We start from the raw sequence: 22,471 nt of genomic DNA on the forward strand, positions 1-22,471 counted from the left end.
CTGGCGCGCATTCTAACAGAAAAATGCGCGACGCAAACGTTTTCTTTATGGTTTTAGTGGCTTAAATGTCTGAATCTGGCCTTGTTCGCCTGTGAGCTTTTTCAATTCAGGCAGTTGCGATTCTAACTTTGAACGAGAGACATCCGGGCCAACGATGACGCGATAAATGTTACCCGCCTTACGAACGCTGGCTATAAAACCACGATTACGCAGATCCTTAACCATTCCATCCGCGTTCTCTTTACTGCTAACGGCGACCAACTGAATAATCCAGGCACTGTCTTCGTAGTCATTGCGTTCTTCTACCTTACGCTCCTTAACTTCAACCACTTCAAGTTTAGGTTTCGGCTCAGCCTTAGGTTTCGGAGCAGGTTCCACTTTTTTCTCTACCTGAGCTGTTTGAGTCTTTTCACTTTCATGAATCACTTCTTCAACCGGTTCTGGAGGCAAAGACACCTCTTCTTCTACAGGGTCTTGAATCTCAAAAGATTCGACTTCCGACTCAAGCTGAGGCTTGATTGGAATGGCAACAAACTCTTCTTTGTAGTGAAGCTTCTCACCATCTAACACGTCAGGGAGTACGATAACTCCGACGGCAACGAGTACTATGGTACCGACTAAGCGACTTTGAAATTTACTCGCCATTGTTTCTCCTTGTTTGCCAATGTTCCAACACGGCCCCTACGGTAAAAAATGATCCCAATACGACGACGATGTCCTCTTTCCCTGCATCACTCATGGCTTGCTCAAACGCTTCCACAGGGTTTTCAAATCCTACCGTGCCCTTGTCGAGGTATTGACACAGTTCATCGGCTGATGCCGCTCTAGGACCTTCTAGCGAAGCAGGATACCAATGCTGCGTGCAACTCGAGAGCGCTTCGAGTGTGGCTGCGACATCTTTATCATGAAGCATTCCAACAACCGCTCTTATTTTTTGCTCTGGATAGCGCTGTTGCAGTTGCGCAACCAAGTATTCGGCAGAGTGAGGATTATGCGCAACATCTAATATCACCGTTGGCTGTTGCGACAAATACTGCATTCTTCCCGCAAGCTTGGCACTCTTTAGGCCATTAACGATATTCACATCGGTAAGGTCTAAATCAGAGACGCCCAACGCCATCAAAGCAGTCGCTGCATTGGCTAACGGAAGATTCGGTTTTGGCAAATCGGTGACATCAAAGCTGCCGGACTGCCAGTGCCACAGCTCTCCGTCTTCTTGATAAGAATATTGATACTCCACTTGATAAAACGTCGCACCGATATCATCGGCATGAGCGGCTACTGTCATCGGTGCATTAGGTTGACCGCAAATCGCTGGTTTGCCTGCTCTAAAGATACCCGCTTTTTCAAAGCCAATGACATTGATGTCATCACCAAGCCAGTCAACATGGTCCACCGCAAGGCTAGTAATGATACTGACGTCGTGATCCACGATATTGGTTGCATCTAGACGACCGCCAAGACCCACTTCAAGAAGCACAACATCAACTTTTTTCTGCTGGAATAAGTGCAAAGCAGCTAAGGTCGCGTATTCAAAAAAGCTGAGACTGATGTCACCTCTTAATTTTTCAATAACATCAAAAGCGGCAACATGAGACTCGTCAGCAAGCTCTGCACCATTGATTCGAACGCGTTCGTTGTAGCGAATAAGGTGCGGTGAGCTGTATACGCCAACGCTATATCCAGCGTCGAGCAATATGGCCTCCATAATGGCACACGTTGAGCCTTTGCCATTGGTTCCGGCAACGGTGATCACTTTGGGCGCTGGCTTAGTCAGGCTAGGCGTCGCTTTCTGGGCTACTTGGGATACACGGTCAAGACCTAGGTCTATCGCACTGGTATGAATGGACTGTAAATAATCAAGCCACACCGTTAGGGATGATGTGGCTTGTGGGATATGTGAACTCATCTATCTATATAACGCTAATTACTGGCAGATAATGAGTACTGTACTATTTTTCTGGCGCTACGGGTACTTCGTATTCAGCCTCTTTTGGGCCTTCGTTAACAGAAACCACTAAAGGTGATGAATGGTTAGTCAACTTAGCCAATAAGCCGCCCACTCTTTGACGCATTTCACGGCGATCAACGATCATGTCAATGCCACCATGCTCAAGTAGGAACTCACTGGTTTGGAAGCCTTCAGGTAGATCTTCACGAACCGTTTGTTCGATAACACGACGTCCTGCAAAACCGATAACCGCACGAGGTTCACCAATATTGATATCACCTAGCATCGCAAAGCTTGCTGATACGCCACCCATAGTTGGGTCTGTCATAACAGAAATGAACGGCAAACCTTTCTTTGAAAGTCGTTCAAGTGCTGCACTGGTTTTTGCCATCTGCATTAGAGACATTAGCGCCTCTTGCATGCGAGCGCCGCCACTTGCAGAGAAACACACTAAGCCACAGTTGTTTTCAATTGCAGCGTCTACAGCGCGAACAAAGCGTGCACCCACAACCGAGCCCATAGAGCCGCCCATGAATTTAAACTCCATCGCACACGCTACAACAGGCATACCGTGTATAGCACCCTTCATTGCGATCAATGCGTCTTTCTCGCCACTGCTCTTTTGGTAAGTAGTGATACGATCTTTATAGCGCTTAGTATCTTTAAACTTCAGTTTATCTTGAGGCTCTAGCTCTGCACCTAGCTCTTCACGGCCATCTGCATCTAGAAAACTGTCTAAACGGTTACGTGCAGAGATGCGCATGTGATGATCACACTTAGGGCAAACCTCTAAGTTACGCTGTAGCTCTGCTTGATATAAAACTTGTTCACAAGAGGTACATTTCGTCCATACACCTTCAGGAACATTCGCCTTGCGAGACGTTGAAATACTGCTTTTGTTGAAAATCTTCTCAAGCCAACTCATGAAAGACCTTTTTCATTAAGCTCTCGCCGCAACGGCAAGAGGTTGATAATTTGCAAGGATTAAACCATAGATCCACTCTAGTGTAGATAAAAAACTGGTTGTACCTATCCCTTACTACTTAATTATTACCGCAAAATGACGTCAAATTGACGCTATATTTGCGTTTCATCACAATTCTTCGGGTAAAAATAGCGGCCCCATAGGCAATTCAGGAATAGCGAATTCCTCTGGGTAGTCCACTTTTACCAAATATAATCCATGAGCTTTCGCCGTTGCTCCTGCTAGAGAGCGATTTTTCTGTGACAATAGCCATTCAATCCATTCTACCGGTTGCTCATTGCGGCCTACCACCAGCAAACTACCGACGATGTTTCGTACCATATGATGGACGAAGGCATTCGCCTTGATATCGACAACGATATAATGATTATGACGAGTCACGTTAATATGCATCATATTACGAAACGGACTATGCGACTGACAATGTGCAGCTCTAAATGACGTAAAGTCATTCTCTCCTAACAAGAACTGGGCAGCTTGATGCATTTTTTCTACATCAAGGTCGCCATGATAATGGCTCACCCCTTTTGCTAGGATTGCAGGGCGCAAAGCATGGTTATAGATAACGTAGCGATAGCGCCTTGCTGTCGCACTGAATCGTGCGTGAAAGTCTTCAGATACCTCTGTGGCCCAACGTACAGCAATATCACCAGGCATGTTAGCGTTCACGCCCATTTGCCAAGCCAGCATCTTACGAGAGGCGGTAGTATCAAAATGCACTACTTGTCCGGTGCCGTGTACGCCAGCATCTGTGCGGCCTGCGCATTGAACCTCTACTGGGTGATTCGCCACTATGGAGAGCGCTTTCTCTAAACGCTCTTGAACAGAATCGAATTCGTTCTGTCTTTGCCAACCATAATATTTTGCACCATCGTATTCGATGCCTAAGGCGATTCTCATCAGTCACAATCCAGTTGAAATTTGGGGCGGGCAGTATAAACGATGCACGTTAACCTCACAAATTTCATTAAGAGCGAATAGACTCCAACAACTGCTGAGCGCGCTGTTGCTCCTCTTGCGTACCCTTTTCCAACACCCCTTTTAACAACTTACTGGCGTGGTTTAGGTCGTTCATTTGAATGTAAACCGTAGCAAGATCTAACTGACTTGCGACTTCACCCTCCAAATCAACGTCTTTTAGTTCTACTTTACCAATCACATCTGGGAATTCATCAAGCCCAACCCTAAGGTCTAACTCTTCTTCATCTGGGTTAGTCGCAGGCTCTGAGTCTCCCTCAGCAATCACTTCATCGATAGTCTTATAAGGACTGTGAGGCTTATGTTCTACTGATGGTTCACTCTCAACAGGGGTCTGCTGCGACACAACTTCATCATTAGGGGTAATCTCTTGTGATTCAGGCGCTGGCTCGTCATCTGCAGGCTTGGATTCAGAAATCGTATCAGTATCGTCTTCAGCTAACAGTTCTAAGGCTTCTTTTCTGGCATCAGCTAACGCCTCTTTCTCACCATATTCTGGCAGGTCTTCGTCATGAACAACGTCTTCTGATTCGACTTCTGGTTGAGAGCTGAATTTGACGTCCGCTTCTATTAGCTCGTCATGCTCGCTATCTGTTTTATCCGCCAAGATTTTATCAAGCTCTTGCTCAAACTCTTTATCTAAAGGATTTACCGTGCCTTGCTGTGGTTCAGTATGCCTAGGTTCAGTCTGTGTAGATTCTTCGTCAGTGGCCAATTCTCTCTTCGCTTCGACTGGGTCTACATTTTCAATCTCTGGCTCATCATCACCTCGAGCAACAGGCGCTGGGTTTAATGCCTTAGGTGTAGAAGGTTCTTTGCCGATCTGAGGAACAGGTCGAATGGAAAGGGTCAGCCTAATGATCAACAACATAATCAAGGCAGTGACTACCGCAGATAACGCAACAATCACCCACACATTCGTGAGTAAGGTTGCCCCGTCTTGATTAATTGTTGAAGCAGGTATATTACGCTGCTCAATGAGTATCTTTTCTACATTGGCGCGGCGCTCAGACTCAAGGTCTAGTTGACCTTTTAGCTCCACTACGTCGGTGCGAATTGTGCCGATAGCCTTTAGTAGGTCCTGATTATTTTGTTGCAGAGAATTATATTCACTTTGCGACGATTGCAATTGCTGCTGCAAAAACTCTATTTGTTTTTGCTGAATTTCTCGGGCTCCAAGGTCTTCAACATTAATCTGAGTAGGTGCATTTTCATTGGCCACCTTGGCAAGGTAACTCGCTTTTCGCTCATGAATTTTGAACAAACGAACCGCTTCTGCAACGTTCTGCTTTTCTACCTCGGCATCTGCTGGAATAGTGATGGTGCTTCCAGGTTTCAGCAGATGAATATTCCTGTCTTCAAAGGCGGTAGGGTTCGCTCTGTAGATAGCCAATACCATCTTATAGACAGATTGTTGATTGCTAGTTCTTACCGTTTGGCCAATAGACCACAAGGTCTCATCTATAGCGGTTGGGCCATACGTTCTTTGAGTGGAAAGCCTGTTTTGGTCGCGATTAAGCGCCGTGCCATCAAGGTTGTCTGGGACAATATAGGTAGGAACCGCTTGTAGTTTTCCACTCGGTCCAACAAGGCGAATTTCTTCAGCCTGCGAAACAACAGAAAACAGAATACAAGCAATGATAACAAGGGTACGACGATACAATTCCATTTGAGAGCGCAACTAGACTTACCTTAGGCGATGAATAGTTCTAATTTGCTAAAATTTACAACAAAAGACAACAACAGCATGCCAATTTACGTTAAAAATGTGTTGCAAATACCGCTAATGGTTAATCATTGAGCTTTATCTTACCTAAAAAGAAAAAGCCAGAGATACACGAGGCAACTCTGGCTTTATCAATCAGACGAGCGTTACTTCATAGAAGCAGTCACCGTTTAGAAGTAATCGCGAATCAACAATTCAGCGATTTGTACTGCGTTAGTTGCTGCACCTTTGCGGACATTATCAGCAACAACCCATAGGTTAAGGCCGCTTTGATGACTAATATCATTGCGTACACGACCGACCATAACATGGTCTTTGCCGCCAGCATCACGTACTTGAGTTGGGAAGTCTTCTCCTTGGAAAACCTCAATACCCTCTGTTTGCTCAAACAGCTCTATAGCATGAGTGGCATCAATAGGAGCACGCGTTTCTACGTGAACGGCTTCTGCGTGGCCATAGAAAACAGGAACGCGAACACACGTAGGGTTCACCATGATTGAAGGGTCATTGAAGATCTTTTGTGTTTCCCAAACCATCTTCATTTCTTCTTTGGTGTAACCGTTATCCATAAACGTATCGATCTGAGGAATACAGTTAAACGCAATTTGCTGAGAAAACGTTTCAGGCTCTGCAGGAATACCATTAAGTAGCTTCGCTGTTTGGCCTGCTAGTTCATCAATACCTGATTTACCCGCACCCGCAACTGACTGGTAGGTCGATACGTTAATGCGTTCAATGCCTACTTCATCATGAATGGGCTTCAAAGCCACTAGCATTTGGATAGTAGAACAGTTTGGGTTTGCAATGATATTACGGTTACGGAATTCCGCAATCGCCTCAGGGTTCACCTCAGGAATAACTAGAGGGATGTCGTAGTCGTATCTGAAGTGCGAAGTATTGTCGATGACTACAACCCCTTCATCTGCCGCAACAGGTGCCCAGCGCGCAGACAACTCTCCGCCTGCTGAAAATAGAGCGATGTGTACTTGAGACCAATCGAATTCTTCAACATTTTGTACTTCGATGCTCTTACCGTTAAAACGGTAGCTCTTACCCTTACTACGCTCACTGGCCAGTAAATGCAGATCTCCTACTGGGAAATCTCTCTCTTTAAGCACTTCTAGTAGTGTTTCGCCCACAGCACCAGTCGCGCCTAAAATAGCCACATTAAATTTTTGACTCATTTACTTACCTCTACCTTAAAACCTAATTCTTGCAAGGGTTGCAGATTACAAGACGCATCACCGATCAGCGTCACCGCACCATACTCTCGGCGGTCCCAGTATTCTTTGCGCATTTGGTCAAATGCACCCGTTTCCCCAATCTTCCGGCGAAACAAGGCATCGTCTTTGCGCACATCATAGATCAATTGAGTGATGTTGTGCAGTGTTGCTTCATCCCAAGGGCGAGATAAGTGCATTTCAGGTACTGGCGCGATAGGCAAAAGATCAGCAGCGTTGGCAGAAAGTGGACTCTCGATTAACTGACAAAAAGAGTTAAAGATCATGGTCGTGCCACGGGCTTTACCCTCTAGACCATATCCAGCAACGTGTGGCGTTGCAAAAGCCAGCAGTGGAAGAAGCTCAAGATCGACCTCTGGCTCAAATTCAAACACGTCCAGCACTGCAGTGAAACCATCATTGCGTTGTAGCCTCTGTTTTAGCGCAGAATTATCTACAATCGGTCCACGGGCTGCATTAATCAAAATTTGATTAGCACGCATTGCCTGTAAACGCATAGTGTCGATGAGATGATGTGTTGGATACTCCCCATCTCGGGTGATTGGCGTGTGCAGAGAAATTACATCACTTTGTTCTAGCAATTCATCCAAAGCGGTAAACTGACGAGTATCACCCCCAGCCTCTTTTAATGGGTCGTTAAGCATCACTTTAATACCGATGCCAGAAAGGCACTTGGCTAAATAGCTACCCACTTGCCCTGCACCTATGATGCCAACCGTTTTTTCAAATATTGTGAAACCTTGCTGCTGAGAAAGCACCATCAATGATGAAATGACATACTCCGCCACACCAACCTTGTTACAGCCAGGGGCATGAGTATAAGCAACGCCCTTTGCCTCAAGTGCTTTTTCGTCAAGGTGATCATGGCCTGCCGTTGCAGTACCCACGAACTTAAGCTTGTTGGCTTTAGACAACAACTCACTGTTCACTTTAGTGACAGAGCGAATCATCAGGGCATCAACGTCGACTAGGTCATCAGCATTGATAGTACGTCCAGATAACGCGATAACCTCACCTAGCTGGCCAAATAACTCTTTGGCGTAAGGCATATTTTCATCAATTACAATTTTCATTTACAGGGCTTCAAAGTGATTGGCAGGGTTATAGATTAATAATAAAAGGCCCGACAAGCAAAGCCTGTCGGGCCTTAAAGTAGTTTATTGGGTTGCTACTTTTATTTGTAGAAATGACAACCGTCGTCCCCGAGGGCTTGTCCGGGCTGGCGTACCAGTCGGGACTTTTCAATTGTAATGCCCAAAACCAGATTCCCGATAAAAACACTCGGGAATGACTTGTACACTATGGGGATTAGCCTTCGTACTTTTTGAACACTAGCGTTGCGTTAGTACCGCCGAAGCCGAAGCTATTAGACATCACGGTCTTCAGTTCTTGGTCGCGCTTCTCAGTCACAATATCAAGACCGGCAGCTGCTTCGTCTAGATTTTCAACGTTGATGCTTGGCGCAACAAAGCCGTGCTCTAGCATAAGCGCAGTGTAGATAGCTTCATGTACACCTGCCGCACCTAGTGCGTGACCTGTCATTGCTTTGGTTGCTGAGATTGCAGGGCTGTTGCCACCAAATACTTCTTGGATTGCGCCTAGCTCTTTCACATCACCAACAGGAGTCGATGTACCGTGCGTGTTCACGTAATCTACAGAGTCAACATTCTGCAGAGCCATCTTCATGCAGCGAACCGCACCTTCACCTGATGGAGCCACCATATCGTGACCATCTGAGTTAGCACCGTATCCGACAAGCTCACCGTAGATTTTTGCGCCACGAGCAAGAGCGTGCTCTAGCTCTTCGATAACCATCATACCGCCACCACCAGAGATAACGAAACCATCGCGGTTTGCATCGTAGGTACGTGAAGCGCGAGTCGGCTCATCGTTGTATTTAGTAGACAGTGCACCCATCGCATCGAACATCATCGACATGCTGTAATCAAGCTCTTCACCGCCACCAGCAAAAACAACATCTTGTTTGCCTAGTTGGATAAGCTCCATAGCGTGACCGATACAGTGAGCTGATGTAGAACATGCAGAGCTCATTGAGTAGTTAACACCTTTAATTTTGAATGGTGTTGCTAGACAAGCTGATACTGTAGAGCCCATGGTACGAGTTACCATGTAAGGACCCACACGCTTAACGCCTTTCTCTCTTAGGATATCTATAGCCGCTACTTGGTTTAGTGAAGATGCACCACCAGAGCCTGCAACAATACCTGTGCGTTCGTTAGAAACCTGCTCTGGAGCCAGGCCTGAGTCAGCAATGGCTTGTTCCATAGAAATGAATGCGTAAGCTGCCGCATCACCCATGAAACGCATTTGCTTGCGATCGATATGTTCTGCTGGATTAATCTTCAGACTGCCCCAAACTTGAGAACGCAGCCCTTTTTCTTTAAATTGTTCTGAGGCTTCAATACCAGATTTGCCAGCTTTTAGAGACTCTAGTACTTCTTCGACGTTGTTACCGATGCTGGAAACAATACCCATACCGGTGATCACGACTCGTTTCATGTGACATTCCTATAATTCAAATTTCCGCTAGATGATAACCAGAAAGGCCGGATAAAGTGGTCAGCTTTCCTAGATATTTGTACAATCTCTACAGTTAACGACTCATTCTATGATCAATATGCCCAAAATTAAACATGCACAGCTGGATTGGAACGACTCCGGCACCCCTATCTCTGAACAATTCGATGACGTTTATTTTTCCAATAATGACGGGCTTGCTGAGACTCGCTATGTCTTTCTTACTCAAAACCATATCCCAGAACGATGGCACAAATATGACCAATCGCGATTTGTCATCGCTGAAACGGGCTTTGGAACCGGTCTAAACTTTCTGGCGGTATGGAAAGAGTTTGAGCAATTTAGAGCAGAAAATCCACAAAGTAGCCTGACTCAACTGCACTTTATCAGCTTTGAAAAATTTCCTGTTACCCTCCATGACCTTAAGCAAGCACACAAAGCATGGCCGGAGCTGGAAAAGTACGCTATCGAACTTCAGCAGCACTACCCTATGGCATTACCGGAATGTCAGCGCCTGATCTTAGCCGATGGCGCCATTACCTTAGATTTATGGCTCGGTGATATTAAAGATAACCTGCCTCGAGTCCCAACATACCAAGACGGCATTATCGATGCTTGGTTCTTGGACGGGTTCGCCCCGAGCAAAAACCCCGAAATGTGGAATCAAGACCTGTTTAATGGCATGGCCAAAATAGCCAAGCAAGACTGTAGCGTTGCCACCTTTACCGCAGCTGGGTTTGTGCGTCGAGGCTTGAATGAAGCGGGTTTTGAGATGAAAAAAGTGAAAGGCTTTGGTCACAAGCGCGAAATGATTGCAGGCTCGATGGTTAACAAGCAGCCTTACGGCAATCTATCGCCACTGTTTGAGCGTGAATCTGCGACGAAAAAAGTAGAGCACCTTGGGGATATTGCAATTGTTGGTGGTGGCATTGCCAGTGCTTGCTTAGCATATTCATTGATTCAAAAAGGGGCGAGTGTCACCCTCTATTGCAAAGATGAATCTCTCGCTGAAGGCGCTTCAGGAAACCGACAAGGGGCGCTCTACCCTCTTCTTAATGGCAATAACAATGCTGTGTCTCAAGTGTTTGCTAATGGCTTTACCTTCGCGAGGCAGTTCTATGACCAGATTGCGAGTAAGGTTGATTTTGACCATGACTGGTGCGGAGTGACTCAGCTTTTTTGGAATGAAGCAGAGCACAAAAAACTCTCTCGCTTAGTGCAGGGACAATATCCACAAGAGCTTATCAAGTCGTTAAACCCACAGCAAACCAGCGAAACAGCGGGCTTGGATTGCTCCTTTGGTTCTGTGTTTTATTCTCTTGGCGGCTGGTTATCCCCTCAGCAATGTACTGCAGGCGTGTTTAAACTGCTTAGCGAACAAAGAAAGCTGACGTTAAAGCTTAGCCATGAAGTCACCGACTTAACGGAACAGGATCAAAAATGGCACATTGAGACTAGCAAAGGGGCGTTTGAGCATTCTGTTGTTGTCATTGCAAATGGCCATCTGTTTGACCAATTTACTCAAAGCCAATCAATACCATTGGGCAAGGTAAAAGGGCAAGTCAGCCATATTCCTACCAATGAGCATCTACAACAACTAAAAACTGTAGTTTGTTACGATGGCTACCTAACACCAAAGAGTCCGTTAGATAAACATTGTATTGGTGCCAGTTATGATCGTAGCGACTTGACCACAGCGTTTGATCCACAAGCTCAGCAGCAAAACGCTTCTAAGCTACAGCAATGCATACCTGAGCAAGCGTGGACATCAGAGGTCGATGTGAGCGACAACGATTCGCGACAGGGTGTTCGCAGTGTTTCCCGAGATCACCTCCCTTTCGCGGGCAATGTAGGACAGTTTGAACCGATACTCGAGCAGTATGCAAACTTGTATAAGCGAAACAGCGCTGAGCCAACCCCCGTCAGCCAATACACAAATCTGTTTTGCTTGTTGGGATTGGGGTCGCGGGGCCTAACATCGGCTCCAATGTTAGCTGAGGTATTGGCTTCTCAGATCCTTGGGCAGCCGTTGCCTATGTCTACCGATATGCTTGAGGTGGTGCATCCAAGTCGGATGTGGGTACGAAAACTGAGAAAAGGCAAACCCATTCCTGGGCTCGATAAATAGAATCTAGATATATAAGTTTGGATAATAAAAATGGGCTCACTCTTTATTTAGAGATGAGCCCATTTTTGTTTTCGTTCGATGCGGGAGAAGTTTACGCGACCTCTGCCACTAAGGTATCGACCGCTTCTTGAACCTTCCCTTTAAGTTCAGTCTCCTTGAACTCATTGCTCTCAACGTCAAAAACATCGTAAAAGCTTGGGATAGACAGTGACGCTTTAACGTCAGCGCCAAAATACGGTGCTGAGCTTACTGCGCTTGCCAGTACACTCTGTGCACCACCAGGGCCCGGTGAAGTGGCTAGATACACAACAGGTTTGTTCTGGAACACATTGCGCTCGATGCGGGTCGCCCAGTCAAATAGGTTTTTGAATGCTGCAGTGTAGCTTCCGTTATGTTCCGCAAACGAGACAATCACAGCGTCAGCACGACCAATCTTAGCAATCAGCTTTTGCGCCGACGCAGAATGACCTATTTCTTTCTCTGTGTCTTCGCTGAACAGCGGCGCAGGGAAATCAATTAGGTCAATGACTTCAACATCGGCACCAGGAATTTGCTGAGCGGCATAAGCGGCTAAAGTTTTGTTGATAGAGGTTGAGCTTGTGCTGGCTCCAAACGCGACTACTTTCATGATGACTTCCTATTTTAACTGTCTCTTAGTGTTACGTTCATAATAATAAGATCAGAGCATTTGACCATAGAGTCAGTTATAACAACTTCATCAAAAAAATTGAACAAGTAAACGGGGCGAGTTAAAGACTAAACGATCGCCTTTGATAAGCCATCCCACATATCTGCCACGATAACGCGATCTGCTGGAGTCAGTTCAGATTGCGCATCCGCCAAACTTTGTTCAATTTTTTGTTTGAATACGGCGACTTCAGTAACGGCTTCATATTCGCAATCAGCGGCGGCAAGGGAAATGTGACCACGCAGATAACCACCAGCAAACAACTCATCATCCGAGGCTGTCGCAACGGTTTGGTCAATAGTGTCAAGGAGTTGTTCTTCGAGTTGTAAAATCATGGTTTAAAGTACCTTAAAGTCTTCTTGAGTAAGTGAAGGAACACTGTAATGTTCCCGAAGCGCATTAGAAAGCATCTCGACCCTAGTTGGCAAGCCTTTCTCTAAAATGTCGATGACCTCTGCATGCACTTTCTTCATAAAACCTAATCTATCTGGCTCAAACGCGCCGTGCAAGTTGTCACAGCTGACTTGAAACCGAAACCCAGCACTTTGTGAAAGTATCCATTCATAGGCTTGTGGCCTGATTTCCACTTTTTCGAATTCCGCCTGTGTATTGGCGTCGCGACCATCTGGCTCATACCAATAGCCGAAATCTTCAATAAGGCGTCGCTCAGGCCCTGCTACGCACCAGTGCGCTATCTCATGCAATGCAGAGGCATAAAAGCCTCTGGCAAAAACAATACGATGATGGTTATTTGATTCATCGGCAGGGAGATAGATTGGCTCATCTCCACCAAGTTCTAGCTTGGTATTGAACGAACTATAAAAAGTATCGTTGAATAGAGTGATTAGATCTGAGTACTCGTGAGTCATAGCGAGCTTTGGTCGTTGTATCTGTGTAAAACAATATTGTCTCTTTTTTAAGACAATAGGTAAACCCACAGTAATCAGCCCGTCATTAGATTTAGTAATCTGACAAACGATTGCGTCGGTACAAAATCTCATTCGTCAGCGTTCGAATTTCACTCTACACTCACGCCTAATTTTCCCACCTACCAGCATAACTGGTCACGATTAGAGTCTCACAACATGCTACTAAGTGTTTTGTATATCATTGGAATTACAGCAGAAGCTATGACTGGCGCATTAAGCGCAGGTCGACGCAAAATGGATTGGTTTGGAGTAATGCTAGTAGCAAGTGCAACGGCCATAGGTGGTGGAACAGTCCGTGATATTTTGCTCGGCCACTACCCACTAAGCTGGGTGAAAAATCCAGAGTTTTTAGTGATTACCTGTATTGCAGGCATACTCACTACGGGATTTGCCAAATGGGTAATCAAGCTCAAGGGAGTCTTTATTCGCTTAGACGCTCTGGGACTGATCGTATTTAGTATTATCGGTACTAAGGTGGCGATGGGCATGGGACACCATGCTCTTATCTGTATGGTCTCAGCCTTGGTTACTGGTGTTTTTGGCGGGCTTTTAAGAGACTTAATCTGTCGTCAAACACCTCTGGTATTGCACCAAGAGTTATATGCCTCAGTGGCATTAATCGCATCGGGTTTGTACCTAACCCTACTTGAGTTCGGCATTAGCGATGTTACTGCGACGATAACCACCTTGGTTGTTGGTTATCTATTGAGAATGGCAGCAGTACGATTTAAATGGCGCTTGCCTTCGTTTCATCTAGAAGCGGAAAGCTCACTGCACTAAAAACAAAACTCATGCGAGTGCATATGAATCAACTTTAAACTGCATCAGACAAGAAAAAAGGCCCTGAACATTTCTATTCAAGGCCTTTAAAATATCAATTACAGCTAAGTTTAAATCTTCGGCGTCTCTGTCGTCACACCAAAGTTTTGTCCACGATGACGAAGCAAATGATCAAGCACCACAATCGCTAGCATAGCTTCAGCAATCGGCACTGCGCGAATGCCCACACATGGGTCGTGACGACCTTTAGTGATTAACTGCGTCGCTTCACCCTGACGGTTGATAGTATTACCCGGTACGGTAATGCTCGATGTCGGCTTAAGTGCAATGTTGGCAACAATATCTTGACCAGTTGAGATACCACCTAATATGCCACCAGCATGGTTTGATGCAAAGCCATCCGGTGTTAGCTCATCGCGATGCTCGCTGCCTTTCTGTGCAGCCACTTCAAAACCATCACCAATTTCAACGCCCTTAACAGCATTGATACTCATAAGTGCATGGGCAATATCGGCATCTAGGCGGTCAAAGATAGGCTCGCCCAAACCAACAGGCACGCTCTTTGCGACTACCTGCAGTTTTGCGCCTACTGAATCGCCGTCTTTTTTCAGATCGCGAATCAGTTGATCAAATTTTTCAACCGCTGCTGCATCTGGGGAAAAGAACGGGTTATTTTCAATCTCGTCAAAATCGATATTCTCAATCTTTACGTCACCCATTTGAGTGAGGTAAGCCTTGATTTCAACACCAAACTCTTGTGCTAGATACTTTTTCGCTACCGCACCTGCGGCTACACGCATGGCAGTTTCACGAGCAGAAGAGCGACCACCACCACGATAATCACGCACACCATACTTTTGATGGTATGTGTAATCAGCATGACCTGGGCGGAATTTGTCTTTGATCTCAGAATAATCTTTTGAGCGTTGATCGGTATTTTCGATCAACAGACCAATTGAAGTACCTGTCGTTTGTCCTTCGAATACGCCAGAGAGGATCTTCACCTCATCGGGTTCGCGACGAGCGGTTGTATAACGAGAGGTACCCGGACGGCGGCGGTCTAGGTCTTTTTGAAGGTCGGCCTCATCTAAGGCTAAACCAGGAGGGCATCCATCGATGATACAACCCAAAGCGATACCATGGCTTTCGCCAAATGTGGTTACGCGAAAATGCTGGCCAATGCTGTTTCCTGCCATTACTTCCTCATTGTAAGTCTGTTTTGTGCGAGCTAATGTCTTTCATACTCGCCTTATCACACTCTATTGTAAAGATCTTTGACAACAAAAAACGGCACCTCCATGGGTGCCGTTATTCAATTTAGTTCTTAAAACTAGTCGATATACAGAGCAAATTCATCTGCGCAGTCAACGAGCTGCTCGCGAGTTAGCATGAATACGCCATGACCACCGTTCGCAAATTCAATCCAAGTGAATGGAATTTGTGGGTACTGTTCTATCATGTGAACCATTGAATTGCCCACTTCACAAATCAGGATCCCATTGTCTGATAAGTAATTAGGGGCATTGGCAAGGATACGACGCACCAACTTAAGGCCATCAGTACCAGCCGCTAAGCCTAACTCAGGCTCATGCTTAAATTCCTCTGGCAGACTGTTCATGTCTTCTTCGTCCACGTATGGCGGATTAGTCACAATCAAGTCGTATTTCTCTTTAACCAAATCGCGGAACAAGTCTGAACGAATCGGCGTCACTTGAAGCTCTAGGCCGTGATCTTGAATATTTTGCTCTGCCACTTCTAACGCATCAGAAGAAATATCAATCGCGTCAACTTCAGCATCAGGGAACGCATGCGCGCACGCAATGGCAATACAACCACTACCTGTACACATATCCATGATACGAGTTGGCTGGTCAACCAACCATGGCTGGAAATGACTTTCGATCAACTCACCAATTGGCGAGCGTGGCACCAGTACTCTTTCATCAACAAAGAATTCCATACCGCAGAACCATGCCTTGTTGGTCAAGTAAGCGGTTGGAGTGCGTTCGTTAATACGCTGAATGACTCGCTCTACTACGCGTAAGCGTTCGCTGCTAGTCAGGCGCGAGTTTAAGACATGCGAAGGCACATCTAGGGGTAGATAGAGTGAAGGCAGGATTAATTGTACAGCTTCATCCCACGCATTATCTGTGCCGTGACCATAAAATAGTCCCGCCGCGTTGAATCGACTAACTGTCCAACGAATCATGTCTTGCAGTGTGTGAAGTTCCGACACTGCTTCATCTACAAAAATCTTATCCAAAATTTTCTCCAAAAAGCGCTACAATACTGCCCAATCAAAGATAGATCAGAAAACTAATCCCATGAACAAATCCGATAAGCCAAGTGATGATGACTTTGCTTTGTTTAAAGAAGCAGTACAGGGCGTAAAAAAGTTGCAACAGGATACCATAATCCAACCGCCAAAAAGAGAGACAAAGCAAAAACAACAGCAAAGGTTCAGTAGAGAAGCCAAAGACAACGAATTTTTCTTCTCTGACGAGTTCGAGCCTATGCTCAGTGATGACGGTCCGACCCGTTATGCGCGAAGCGATGTGTCTAAATACGAAGTGAAGCGATTGCGACGTGGCGTTTACGTACCCGACGTTTATTTAGACATGCACGGCATGACTCAACAAGAAGCGAAGCGTGAACTTGGCGCTATGATTGCGCACTGCATCAAAGAAAACGTCCACTGTGCCAGCGTAATGCACGGCATTGGCAAGCATATTCTCAAACAGAAGGTTCCATTGTGGCTAGCGCAACACCCTGATGTCATGGCTTATCACCAAGCTCCTCTCGAGTTTGGCGGTGCGGGTGCGCTGCTGGTATTACTCTCTATTCCGGAAAAATAATGATCCTTTGTTCCCTCGATCCGTAATCAATGTTGCATGTATCCAAAGCGTTTGGATATTCAATAAGACAACACGAGGGATACGTTATGTTCTCACAACTCGCAAAAAAAGCAGTTTGGTTCGTCGGTTTACTGGCGCTGAGTTTTAATATTTATGCTGGCCATCACGGCATGAAAAAAGACATTGTTGATGTGGCTGCAGGCAACGACGATTTTTCAACGCTAGTCGCTGCGGTTCAGGCAGCAGGACTGGTTGATACGCTCAAAGGCGAGGGCCCGTTCACTGTTTTTGCCCCCACCAATGAAGCGTTTGCCAAATTGCCCGACGGCACAGTGGATATGCTACTAAAACCGGAAAATAAGGATAAGCTAGTCGCTATCTTGACCTACCACGTGGTGGCAGGAAAGGTAATGGCTGCAGATGTTGTGAAACTGAGTGAGGCGAAAACAGTACAAGGTGGCACGGTGATGATCAAAGTAATGGACGGCACAGTAATGGTAGATAATGCCACGGTGACCGCTACTGACATCAAAGCATCGAATGGCGTTATTCACGTTATTGATACGGTGATTATGCCTAAATAACAAACCACATTGTGAAAACGGCGACCATAATGTCGCCGTTTTTGTATTTAAATTTGCTGTCTGTAAATTAAGGTGCGATATGCCACATCAACTCGCCGTTACTGCTCTCAAGATCAAAGTCTATAGCAGCAAAGCCCGAGGTTGGAAACATGGGCGCACTCATATCATTGACAAATTCAGCGGTAAGGTAGCCCACTAAAGGCAAATGTGAGACAAGAAGAATAGACTTTGGCTGCTGGGTGTCTGCGATTGCACAAACATATTGATAGACGTCATCGGACTGACCATAAGGCGTAATATCCGCACACTCCTCAACCTTTGTCGCCGAGAACTGCTCTTTAATCACATCCCATGTCTGCTGAGCTCGAATATAGGGACTGACTAACACGAGATCAAAATGGGATACACCCTGCCCTACCACAGCTTTAGCGACCTCTAATGATTGCTGTTCTCCACGCTGAGTCAGAGTACGTTCTGCATCGCTTATGGCAAAGCTTCCCGCCTCTCCATGGCGCATGATAAATACGTTCATTTCTATCCTAAACTTGTGACTACCTCATGAAAGAGTACACCATAACCCGTAGGGTTATCTCTGATTGAGCTAGCATTTCAATAAAAATTTACTTTTTAGGTTTGCTAGACGTCATTGCTCCGCCATACTTGATATACAAAACAATAGTTTACCTCGCTAGAGATTAACCTCTTTGGACGTGAGTAACTCAAAGGAGAGCGTTAAGTGCATCAAAGCCCGAATGATAAAAACAGCTATCGTCCCTTAACCCTAAGCAATCAACTTAAGGTTATCTTGGTTCAGGCCCCCGAAGCACTCCGTTCATCTGCCTCACTTGCGGTAAGAGTAGGACACTTTGATGATCCCGCTGACCGTGAAGGGCTTGCGCATTACCTCGAGCACATGCTCTTTCTTGGCACTAAGGCTTATCCTAAAGTCGGCGAATTCCAAACGTTCATAAGCCAGCATGGGGGCAGCAATAATGCTTGGACGGGCACTGAGCACACCTGCTTCTTCTTCGATGTTTCTCCTGACTTCTTTGAGCCGGCTTTATCTCGATTCAGCCAGTTTTTTATTTCTCCGCTGTTTAACCAAGAAGCCTTAGATAAAGAAAGGCAGGCGGTGAACTCTGAGTACCAGATGAAGATCCATGATGATTCTCGCCGCTTCTATCAGGTACAAAAAGAGCTAGTTAACCCTGCTCATCCGTTTTCCAAATTCTCTGTGGGGAACGAAGAAACGCTAAGTGACAGAGAAAGTGGTTCAATCAGAGACGAAATCATTCGTTTTCACGATGAAAAATACTCAGCTGATCTCATGACGGCAGTATTGGTTGGCCCTCAATCCTTAGACGAACTTGAAGAACTAGCCTCTGGCTTGTTTTCTGATATCCCCAATAAAGACTTTAATGGTAAAACCCTCACCACCCCATTGCTCACCGAGCAAGAGCAGCAACTGTATATCCAGATAGAACCGGAAAAAGAAGTGCGAAAGCTAAGCCTGTCCTTCTCTTTTCCCAATATGGATAAGCATTACGCCACTAAGCCTCTGTCTTATTTTGCCCACCTTATTGGTTATGAAGGGCCGGGAAGCCTGACTTTGGCCCTTAAAAATAAACACTGGGTTACCTCTTTAGCTGCCGGTGGCGGTATCAGTGGCGGCAACTTCCGAGAATTTACTATCGGCTGTCTGCTCACACCCGAAGGACTTGACCATATTGATGACATCATTGAGATGATCTTTTCCTACATGAAACTGGTGTTTGAACAGGGCATTGAAGACTGGCGCTATCATGAGAAGCAAGCGGTTTTAGAGTCTGCATTTCGCTTCCAAGAGTCAGTAAAGCCGATGGATCTTGCCAGTTATCTGGTGATGAACCTACAACACTACCCTATTGAAGAAGTGTTATATGGTGACTACCGCATGAGCGATTTTGACCGTTCACTAATTGAAAGTTTTGTGCCGTATTTTTGCGTGGAAAACCTCCGCGTTTGGGTGACCGCAAAAGGGCTCGAGTATGACAAAGAAGCGGATTGGTACTTTACCCCTTACTCATCTAAAAAATTAAGTTCCGAGCAAGTTCAGCTATGGAACAATCCACGCGCTTATGATGAGTTTGCACTGCCGAGTAAAAATCCGTTTATTTGCTACGACTTAGATCCAAAACCACTAGAAGAACGCAGAAAGCTACCGACGCTCATTGAAGAGTTGCCTGGTTTAAGGCTTTGGCACCTTCAAGAGCCGGACTTTCGCGTACCCAAGGGATCACTCTACATCGCCATTGATAGTCCATGCTCAGTTAAAGACCCGCAAAGTATAGTGAAGCTGCGCCTGTGTGTTGAGTTGTTCATGGAGGCTTTGTCTCGCCAGTCTTATCAGGCCGAGATCGCGGGCATGAGCTACAACATTTATGCCCATCAAGGGGGCTTAACCCTGACTATTTCTGGCTTTAGTGAAAAGCAGCCTCAGTTATTGAAGATGATCTTAGAAAAGTTTGCCACTCGCAATTTTGAGCAGCAACGCTTTGACACGATTAAAGCTCAGATCCTTCGAAAATGGCGAAATGCCAGCAAAGATAGACCACTTTCACAGCTGTTCAACCAATTATCGGGGATCTTACAACCCAATAATCCACCAGCAGCTGTACTTGCTGATGCCCTTGAAGAAGTGACCATTGAGCAACTTCCGGAATTTGTCTCTATGCTACTGGGCAAACTCTACGTAGAGATGTTTGTATTCGGCGACTGGACTCAACAAGCGGCCCATCAAATCTCTGATGAGTTAAAGAATGCATTACGTGTAGAAAACCAAGTATACAAAGAGTCACTGCGCCCTCTAGTGAAGCTAGGCAGTCAAGGGACATTCCAGCGGGAAGTCAAATGTAATCAAGACGATTCTGCTGTGGCTATTTATCACCAAGGTAAAGACTCTAGCCCCACATCAATTGCCACCTTCACCCTAGCTAATCATTTAATGTCGTCGGCATTTTTCAATGAAATCCGCACCAAGCAGCAGCTGGGCTACATGGTGGGAACAGGAAACATGCCACTGAATCGCATTCCCGGAATTGTCCTCTACGTACAATCCCCCGTAGCTGCCCCTATAGACCTTGTTGCATCAATCGATGAATTCTTGAATGCGTTTTATATGGTGCTGTTAGAGCTCACCGAAGCACAATGGCAAAACAGTAAGCAAGGGCTACTCAATCAAATAATGGCACCGGACAATAACCTGAGAACCAAAGGCCAACGACTGTGGGTCTCTATTGGCAATAAAGATAAAGAGTTTAATAACAGAGAGATTGTGGTCGATAAGATTCGAGATCTCACACGCGCAGATATGATTCGCTTTGTTGTTGAACAGCTCAAGCCAAGAACAGCGAACCGCCTTGTTATGCACACGCAAGGAAACCAACACCACGATGCTCCGCCATTGAAACTCGGTAAAGAAATAGGCTCTATTGAAGAGTTTCAGCTTATGCCTAAAGATGTGGAGCTTGGCTAGGGTCTGTTGACCTTTTGCGATTAAATTTTGCTCGACCAGAAGCCATTTAATCAAGGCGAGGGAATTGCCGCCTAGTCATCTAAGCAAAAGTCGCTCAACGAAGAGTAAATGGCTTCTGGACGAGCCCTTCGGGTAGCGCTTTGTTGGGCATTTCTACCGCGTTAGTCACTTTTCATGTGGAACCACCACACCTAAAAGCGACTGCCTTGTATTAATACCCAACAAAGCGCTACAAAAATAACCTCAAAAGGTCAACAGACCCTAGCAACGGATTGAAATAAGGGCAAAAACAGTATCAAAGCTAGGCGCATGTTTTGGCTTTGATACTCTTTATCTGTTACATTCGCGACAGTCTTAATCATCTTTGTTAGTAGCCATGCCCCAGCAAGAAATGTTCGACAAAATAGTGGAATTTGGAAACACTCTGCATAAGAGTGGATGCCCACCTTATAAGGTAGAAAAATTCACTCAACATTATGCGAAACAACATAACGTTCAAGTTATGCTGCAGGCACTACCAACGTCAATTAATTACCAGTTTCCCGAAGACAACAATAAAGTCATTATGAAGCGCCTAGCGCCGGCTTCTATCGACCTTAGTCTGCTTGCACAAACCATACAGCGTCTACGAAGACCTAATGGCTCAACCAAGCAAGAGCCTTTTCGTTACCCTATCTGGGCAGTCGCTTTGGCAAATATGTCCATTCCTCCAGCTTATCTAATGCTTATCGGCAGTACACTTGAGGCCATCATCTGCTCACTCTTTCTCGGGTTTATGGTTTGGGGTTGTCAGAGGGTACTGCGTGGGCGTCGTACCATCGCGGTTGAATTTATTGCGGCGTTGCTCACGGGCATCTGTGTCGCCGGGTTAAGTAGCCAAGGACTCCCCATTCCTGTGTATGCATTATGTATCGCCGCGATCGTGCTATTTGTGCCCGGCTTATCCATCGCCAACTCGCTAGAATGTCTCGCCTTCAACGACCTTGTCTCGGGCACCAGTTTACTGGGACAAAGTGCGCTGACCTTGATAAAGCTCTTTATCGGCATCTTCATGGGCGTTCAGGTGGGCGAAGCAATATGGGGGATGAGTGACTCCCTAACCTATACCAATGATGTACCAGTATGGATGCATATTGCAGGCTTGCCCCTTATATCTATTGCTATCGGCATCATATTCAATGCACAACCAAGAGATATGCTACTAGGATTGCCTGTTGCTGTACTTGGCATGTGGGGACCGTATTACCTTGGTTTTGGCAGTGGTTGGATTGTAGGGACTTGGCTTACAACAGTCATTATTACCCTCTACGGCACATGGATCGCAAAAAAAATGAACCTGACGGGATCCATCTATATCCTGCAAGGCATCATTATTCTAGTACCAGGTAGCCGAGTGCTAGTCAGTGCCAGTGAATCCGTGTTTGAGCAATCGATACTGCCGATCCCTAGTATTGGATTGTCAGCACTGTTCATGTTCTCCGCGATTATGGCGGGGCAAATTACTGCATATTCTATTTATTCACCGAGGATTGAGAGATAAAACTAACAGCTAACACAAAAAAGCGTAACCAAGG

General features: G+C 45.8%; 20 protein-coding genes. 6 read left to right on the forward strand and 14 right to left on the reverse strand.

The window, feature by feature from the left end:
• Positions 1-45: 45 nt before the first annotated feature.
• The 8 genes from D5I41_RS17250 to fabB all read right to left on the reverse strand — a co-directional run bounded on the left by D5I41_RS17250 (position 46) and on the right by fabB (position 9,401).
• Positions 46-645 carry an SPOR domain-containing protein gene (locus tag D5I41_RS17250; RefSeq protein WP_119010869.1) on the reverse strand — a complete coding sequence of 200 codons (600 nt, stop codon included), beginning with the start codon at positions 643-645 and terminating at the stop codon, positions 46-48.
• Positions 635-1,909 (reverse strand): bifunctional tetrahydrofolate synthase/dihydrofolate synthase, encoded by a 1,275-nt coding sequence (folC, locus tag D5I41_RS17255; protein ID WP_119010870.1) that lies wholly within the window; start codon positions 1,907-1,909, stop codon positions 635-637. Before folC ends, D5I41_RS17250 begins: the two co-directional genes overlap by 11 nt.
• Before the next feature lie 43 nt (positions 1,910-1,952).
• Positions 1,953-2,876, reverse strand: a complete 924-nt coding sequence (gene accD / locus D5I41_RS17260) for an acetyl-CoA carboxylase, carboxyltransferase subunit beta (protein WP_119010871.1) — start codon at positions 2,874-2,876, stop codon at positions 1,953-1,955.
• A gap of 168 nt (positions 2,877-3,044) precedes the next feature.
• Positions 3,045-3,836, reverse strand: coding sequence for a tRNA pseudouridine(38-40) synthase TruA (gene truA / locus D5I41_RS17265; RefSeq protein WP_119010872.1), 792 nt, complete (start codon positions 3,834-3,836; stop codon positions 3,045-3,047).
• A 67-nt stretch (positions 3,837-3,903) separates the two neighbouring features.
• A complete protein-coding gene (locus D5I41_RS17270) occupies positions 3,904-5,595 on the reverse strand; it encodes a FimV/HubP family polar landmark protein (RefSeq protein ID WP_235868942.1) in 1,692 nt (563 codons plus the stop codon).
• A 215-nt stretch (positions 5,596-5,810) separates the two neighbouring features.
• Complete coding sequence (locus D5I41_RS17275) at positions 5,811-6,824, reverse strand: aspartate-semialdehyde dehydrogenase (protein ID WP_119010874.1); 1,014 nt, start codon at positions 6,822-6,824, stop codon at positions 5,811-5,813.
• Positions 6,821-7,954: a 4-phosphoerythronate dehydrogenase gene (locus tag D5I41_RS17280; RefSeq protein ID WP_119010875.1), complete on the reverse strand. Its 1,134-nt coding sequence runs from the start codon at positions 7,952-7,954 to the stop codon at positions 6,821-6,823. The genes D5I41_RS17275 and D5I41_RS17280 overlap by 4 nt, the downstream gene beginning before the upstream one ends.
• Positions 7,955-8,189: 235 nt before the next feature.
• Positions 8,190-9,401, reverse strand: a complete 1,212-nt coding sequence (fabB, locus tag D5I41_RS17285; protein ID WP_017027802.1) for a beta-ketoacyl-ACP synthase I — start codon at positions 9,399-9,401, stop codon at positions 8,190-8,192.
• A 118-nt stretch (positions 9,402-9,519) separates the two neighbouring features.
• Here fabB and mnmC point away from each other — a divergent pair, with 118 nt between their 5' ends.
• Positions 9,520-11,547, forward strand: a complete 2,028-nt coding sequence (mnmC, locus tag D5I41_RS17290; RefSeq protein ID WP_186811104.1) for a bifunctional tRNA (5-methylaminomethyl-2-thiouridine)(34)-methyltransferase MnmC2/FAD-dependent 5-carboxymethylaminomethyl-2-thiouridine(34) oxidoreductase MnmC1 — start codon at positions 9,520-9,522, stop codon at positions 11,545-11,547.
• A 91-nt stretch (positions 11,548-11,638) separates the two neighbouring features.
• Here mnmC and D5I41_RS17295 read toward each other — a convergent pair whose 3' ends face one another.
• From D5I41_RS17295 to D5I41_RS17305, 3 genes are all read right to left on the reverse strand, one after another.
• Complete coding sequence (locus D5I41_RS17295; protein WP_119010877.1) at positions 11,639-12,175, reverse strand: NADPH-dependent FMN reductase; 537 nt, start codon at positions 12,173-12,175, stop codon at positions 11,639-11,641.
• A 128-nt stretch (positions 12,176-12,303) separates the two neighbouring features.
• The gene (locus D5I41_RS17300) at positions 12,304-12,570 is read right to left on the reverse strand and encodes a YfcL family protein (protein WP_017027799.1); all 267 of its coding nucleotides are present in this window, start codon (positions 12,568-12,570) and stop codon (positions 12,304-12,306) included.
• Between the two features lie 3 nt (positions 12,571-12,573).
• Positions 12,574-13,104 carry an elongation factor P hydroxylase gene (locus tag D5I41_RS17305; protein ID WP_119010878.1) on the reverse strand — a complete coding sequence of 177 codons (531 nt, stop codon included), beginning with the start codon at positions 13,102-13,104 and terminating at the stop codon, positions 12,574-12,576.
• Between the two features lie 216 nt (positions 13,105-13,320).
• Here D5I41_RS17305 and D5I41_RS17310 point away from each other — a divergent pair, with 216 nt between their 5' ends.
• The gene (locus tag D5I41_RS17310; RefSeq protein ID WP_119010879.1) at positions 13,321-13,944 is read left to right on the forward strand and encodes a trimeric intracellular cation channel family protein; all 624 of its coding nucleotides are present in this window, start codon (positions 13,321-13,323) and stop codon (positions 13,942-13,944) included.
• A gap of 110 nt (positions 13,945-14,054) precedes the next feature.
• Here D5I41_RS17310 and aroC read toward each other — a convergent pair whose 3' ends face one another.
• Together aroC and prmB are read right to left on the reverse strand one after the other, a co-directional pair.
• Positions 14,055-15,140, reverse strand: a complete 1,086-nt coding sequence (gene aroC, locus D5I41_RS17315; RefSeq protein ID WP_119010880.1) for a chorismate synthase — start codon at positions 15,138-15,140, stop codon at positions 14,055-14,057.
• A gap of 134 nt (positions 15,141-15,274) precedes the next feature.
• Complete coding sequence (prmB, locus tag D5I41_RS17320; protein ID WP_119010881.1) at positions 15,275-16,207, reverse strand: 50S ribosomal protein L3 N(5)-glutamine methyltransferase; 933 nt, start codon at positions 16,205-16,207, stop codon at positions 15,275-15,277.
• A gap of 61 nt (positions 16,208-16,268) precedes the next feature.
• Between prmB and smrB the strand changes: the two genes are divergently transcribed.
• Both smrB and D5I41_RS17330 read left to right on the forward strand, forming a co-directional pair.
• Positions 16,269-16,799, forward strand: a complete 531-nt coding sequence (gene smrB / locus D5I41_RS17325) for an endonuclease SmrB (RefSeq protein ID WP_017027794.1) — start codon at positions 16,269-16,271, stop codon at positions 16,797-16,799.
• Positions 16,800-16,885: 86 nt separating this feature from the next.
• A complete protein-coding gene (locus D5I41_RS17330) occupies positions 16,886-17,383 on the forward strand; it encodes a fasciclin domain-containing protein (protein ID WP_119010882.1) in 498 nt (165 codons plus the stop codon).
• Positions 17,384-17,450: 67 nt separating this feature from the next.
• Here the strand turns inward: D5I41_RS17330 and sixA are convergent, their stop codons facing one another.
• On the reverse strand, positions 17,451-17,915 hold the full coding sequence (sixA, locus tag D5I41_RS17335; protein ID WP_017027792.1) for a phosphohistidine phosphatase SixA: 465 nt from the start codon (positions 17,913-17,915) through the stop codon (positions 17,451-17,453).
• Positions 17,916-18,119: 204 nt separating this feature from the next.
• On the opposite strand from sixA, the gene D5I41_RS17340 reads away from it, so the two are divergent.
• Both D5I41_RS17340 and D5I41_RS17345 read left to right on the forward strand, forming a co-directional pair.
• On the forward strand, positions 18,120-20,897 hold the full coding sequence (locus tag D5I41_RS17340) for an insulinase family protein (RefSeq protein WP_119010883.1): 2,778 nt from the start codon (positions 18,120-18,122) through the stop codon (positions 20,895-20,897).
• 376 nt (positions 20,898-21,273) lie between these two features.
• Positions 21,274-22,437, forward strand: a complete 1,164-nt coding sequence (locus D5I41_RS17345; RefSeq protein WP_119010884.1) for a threonine/serine exporter family protein — start codon at positions 21,274-21,276, stop codon at positions 22,435-22,437.
• Positions 22,438-22,471 lie beyond the last annotated feature (34 nt).

Source organism: Vibrio superstes (genome assembly GCF_003569005.1).
Lineage (GTDB): Bacteria > Pseudomonadota > Gammaproteobacteria > Enterobacterales > Vibrionaceae > Vibrio > Vibrio superstes.

Bases quoted from the DNA above. Each gene is read 5' to 3' on its own strand.
- D5I41_RS17250 (WP_119010869.1), bottom strand. From the start codon at position 645: ATGGCGAGTAAATTTCAAAGTCGCTTAGTCGGTACCATAGTACTCGTT.
- folC (WP_119010870.1), bottom strand. From the start codon at position 1,909: ATGAGTTCACATATCCCACAAGCCACATCATCCCTAACGGTGTGGCTT.
- accD (WP_119010871.1), bottom strand. From the start codon at position 2,876: ATGAGTTGGCTTGAGAAGATTTTCAACAAAAGCAGTATTTCAACGTCT.
- truA (WP_119010872.1), bottom strand. From the start codon at position 3,836: ATGAGAATCGCCTTAGGCATCGAATACGATGGTGCAAAATATTATGGT.
- D5I41_RS17275 (WP_119010874.1), bottom strand. From the start codon at position 6,824: ATGAGTCAAAAATTTAATGTGGCTATTTTAGGCGCGACTGGTGCTGTG.
- D5I41_RS17280 (WP_119010875.1), bottom strand. From the start codon at position 7,954: ATGAAAATTGTAATTGATGAAAATATGCCTTACGCCAAAGAGTTATTT.
- fabB (WP_017027802.1), bottom strand. From the start codon at position 9,401: ATGAAACGAGTCGTGATCACCGGTATGGGTATTGTTTCCAGCATCGGT.
- mnmC (WP_186811104.1), top strand. From the start codon at position 9,520: ATGCCCAAAATTAAACATGCACAGCTGGATTGGAACGACTCCGGCACC.
- D5I41_RS17295 (WP_119010877.1), bottom strand. From the start codon at position 12,175: ATGAAAGTAGTCGCGTTTGGAGCCAGCACAAGCTCAACCTCTATCAAC.
- D5I41_RS17300 (WP_017027799.1), bottom strand. From the start codon at position 12,570: ATGATTTTACAACTCGAAGAACAACTCCTTGACACTATTGACCAAACC.
- D5I41_RS17305 (WP_119010878.1), bottom strand. From the start codon at position 13,104: ATGACTCACGAGTACTCAGATCTAATCACTCTATTCAACGATACTTTT.
- D5I41_RS17310 (WP_119010879.1), top strand. From the start codon at position 13,321: ATGCTACTAAGTGTTTTGTATATCATTGGAATTACAGCAGAAGCTATG.
- aroC (WP_119010880.1), bottom strand. From the start codon at position 15,140: ATGGCAGGAAACAGCATTGGCCAGCATTTTCGCGTAACCACATTTGGC.
- smrB (WP_017027794.1), top strand. From the start codon at position 16,269: ATGAACAAATCCGATAAGCCAAGTGATGATGACTTTGCTTTGTTTAAA.
- D5I41_RS17330 (WP_119010882.1), top strand. From the start codon at position 16,886: ATGTTCTCACAACTCGCAAAAAAAGCAGTTTGGTTCGTCGGTTTACTG.
- sixA (WP_017027792.1), bottom strand. From the start codon at position 17,915: ATGAACGTATTTATCATGCGCCATGGAGAGGCGGGAAGCTTTGCCATA.
- D5I41_RS17345 (WP_119010884.1), top strand. From the start codon at position 21,274: ATGCCCCAGCAAGAAATGTTCGACAAAATAGTGGAATTTGGAAACACT.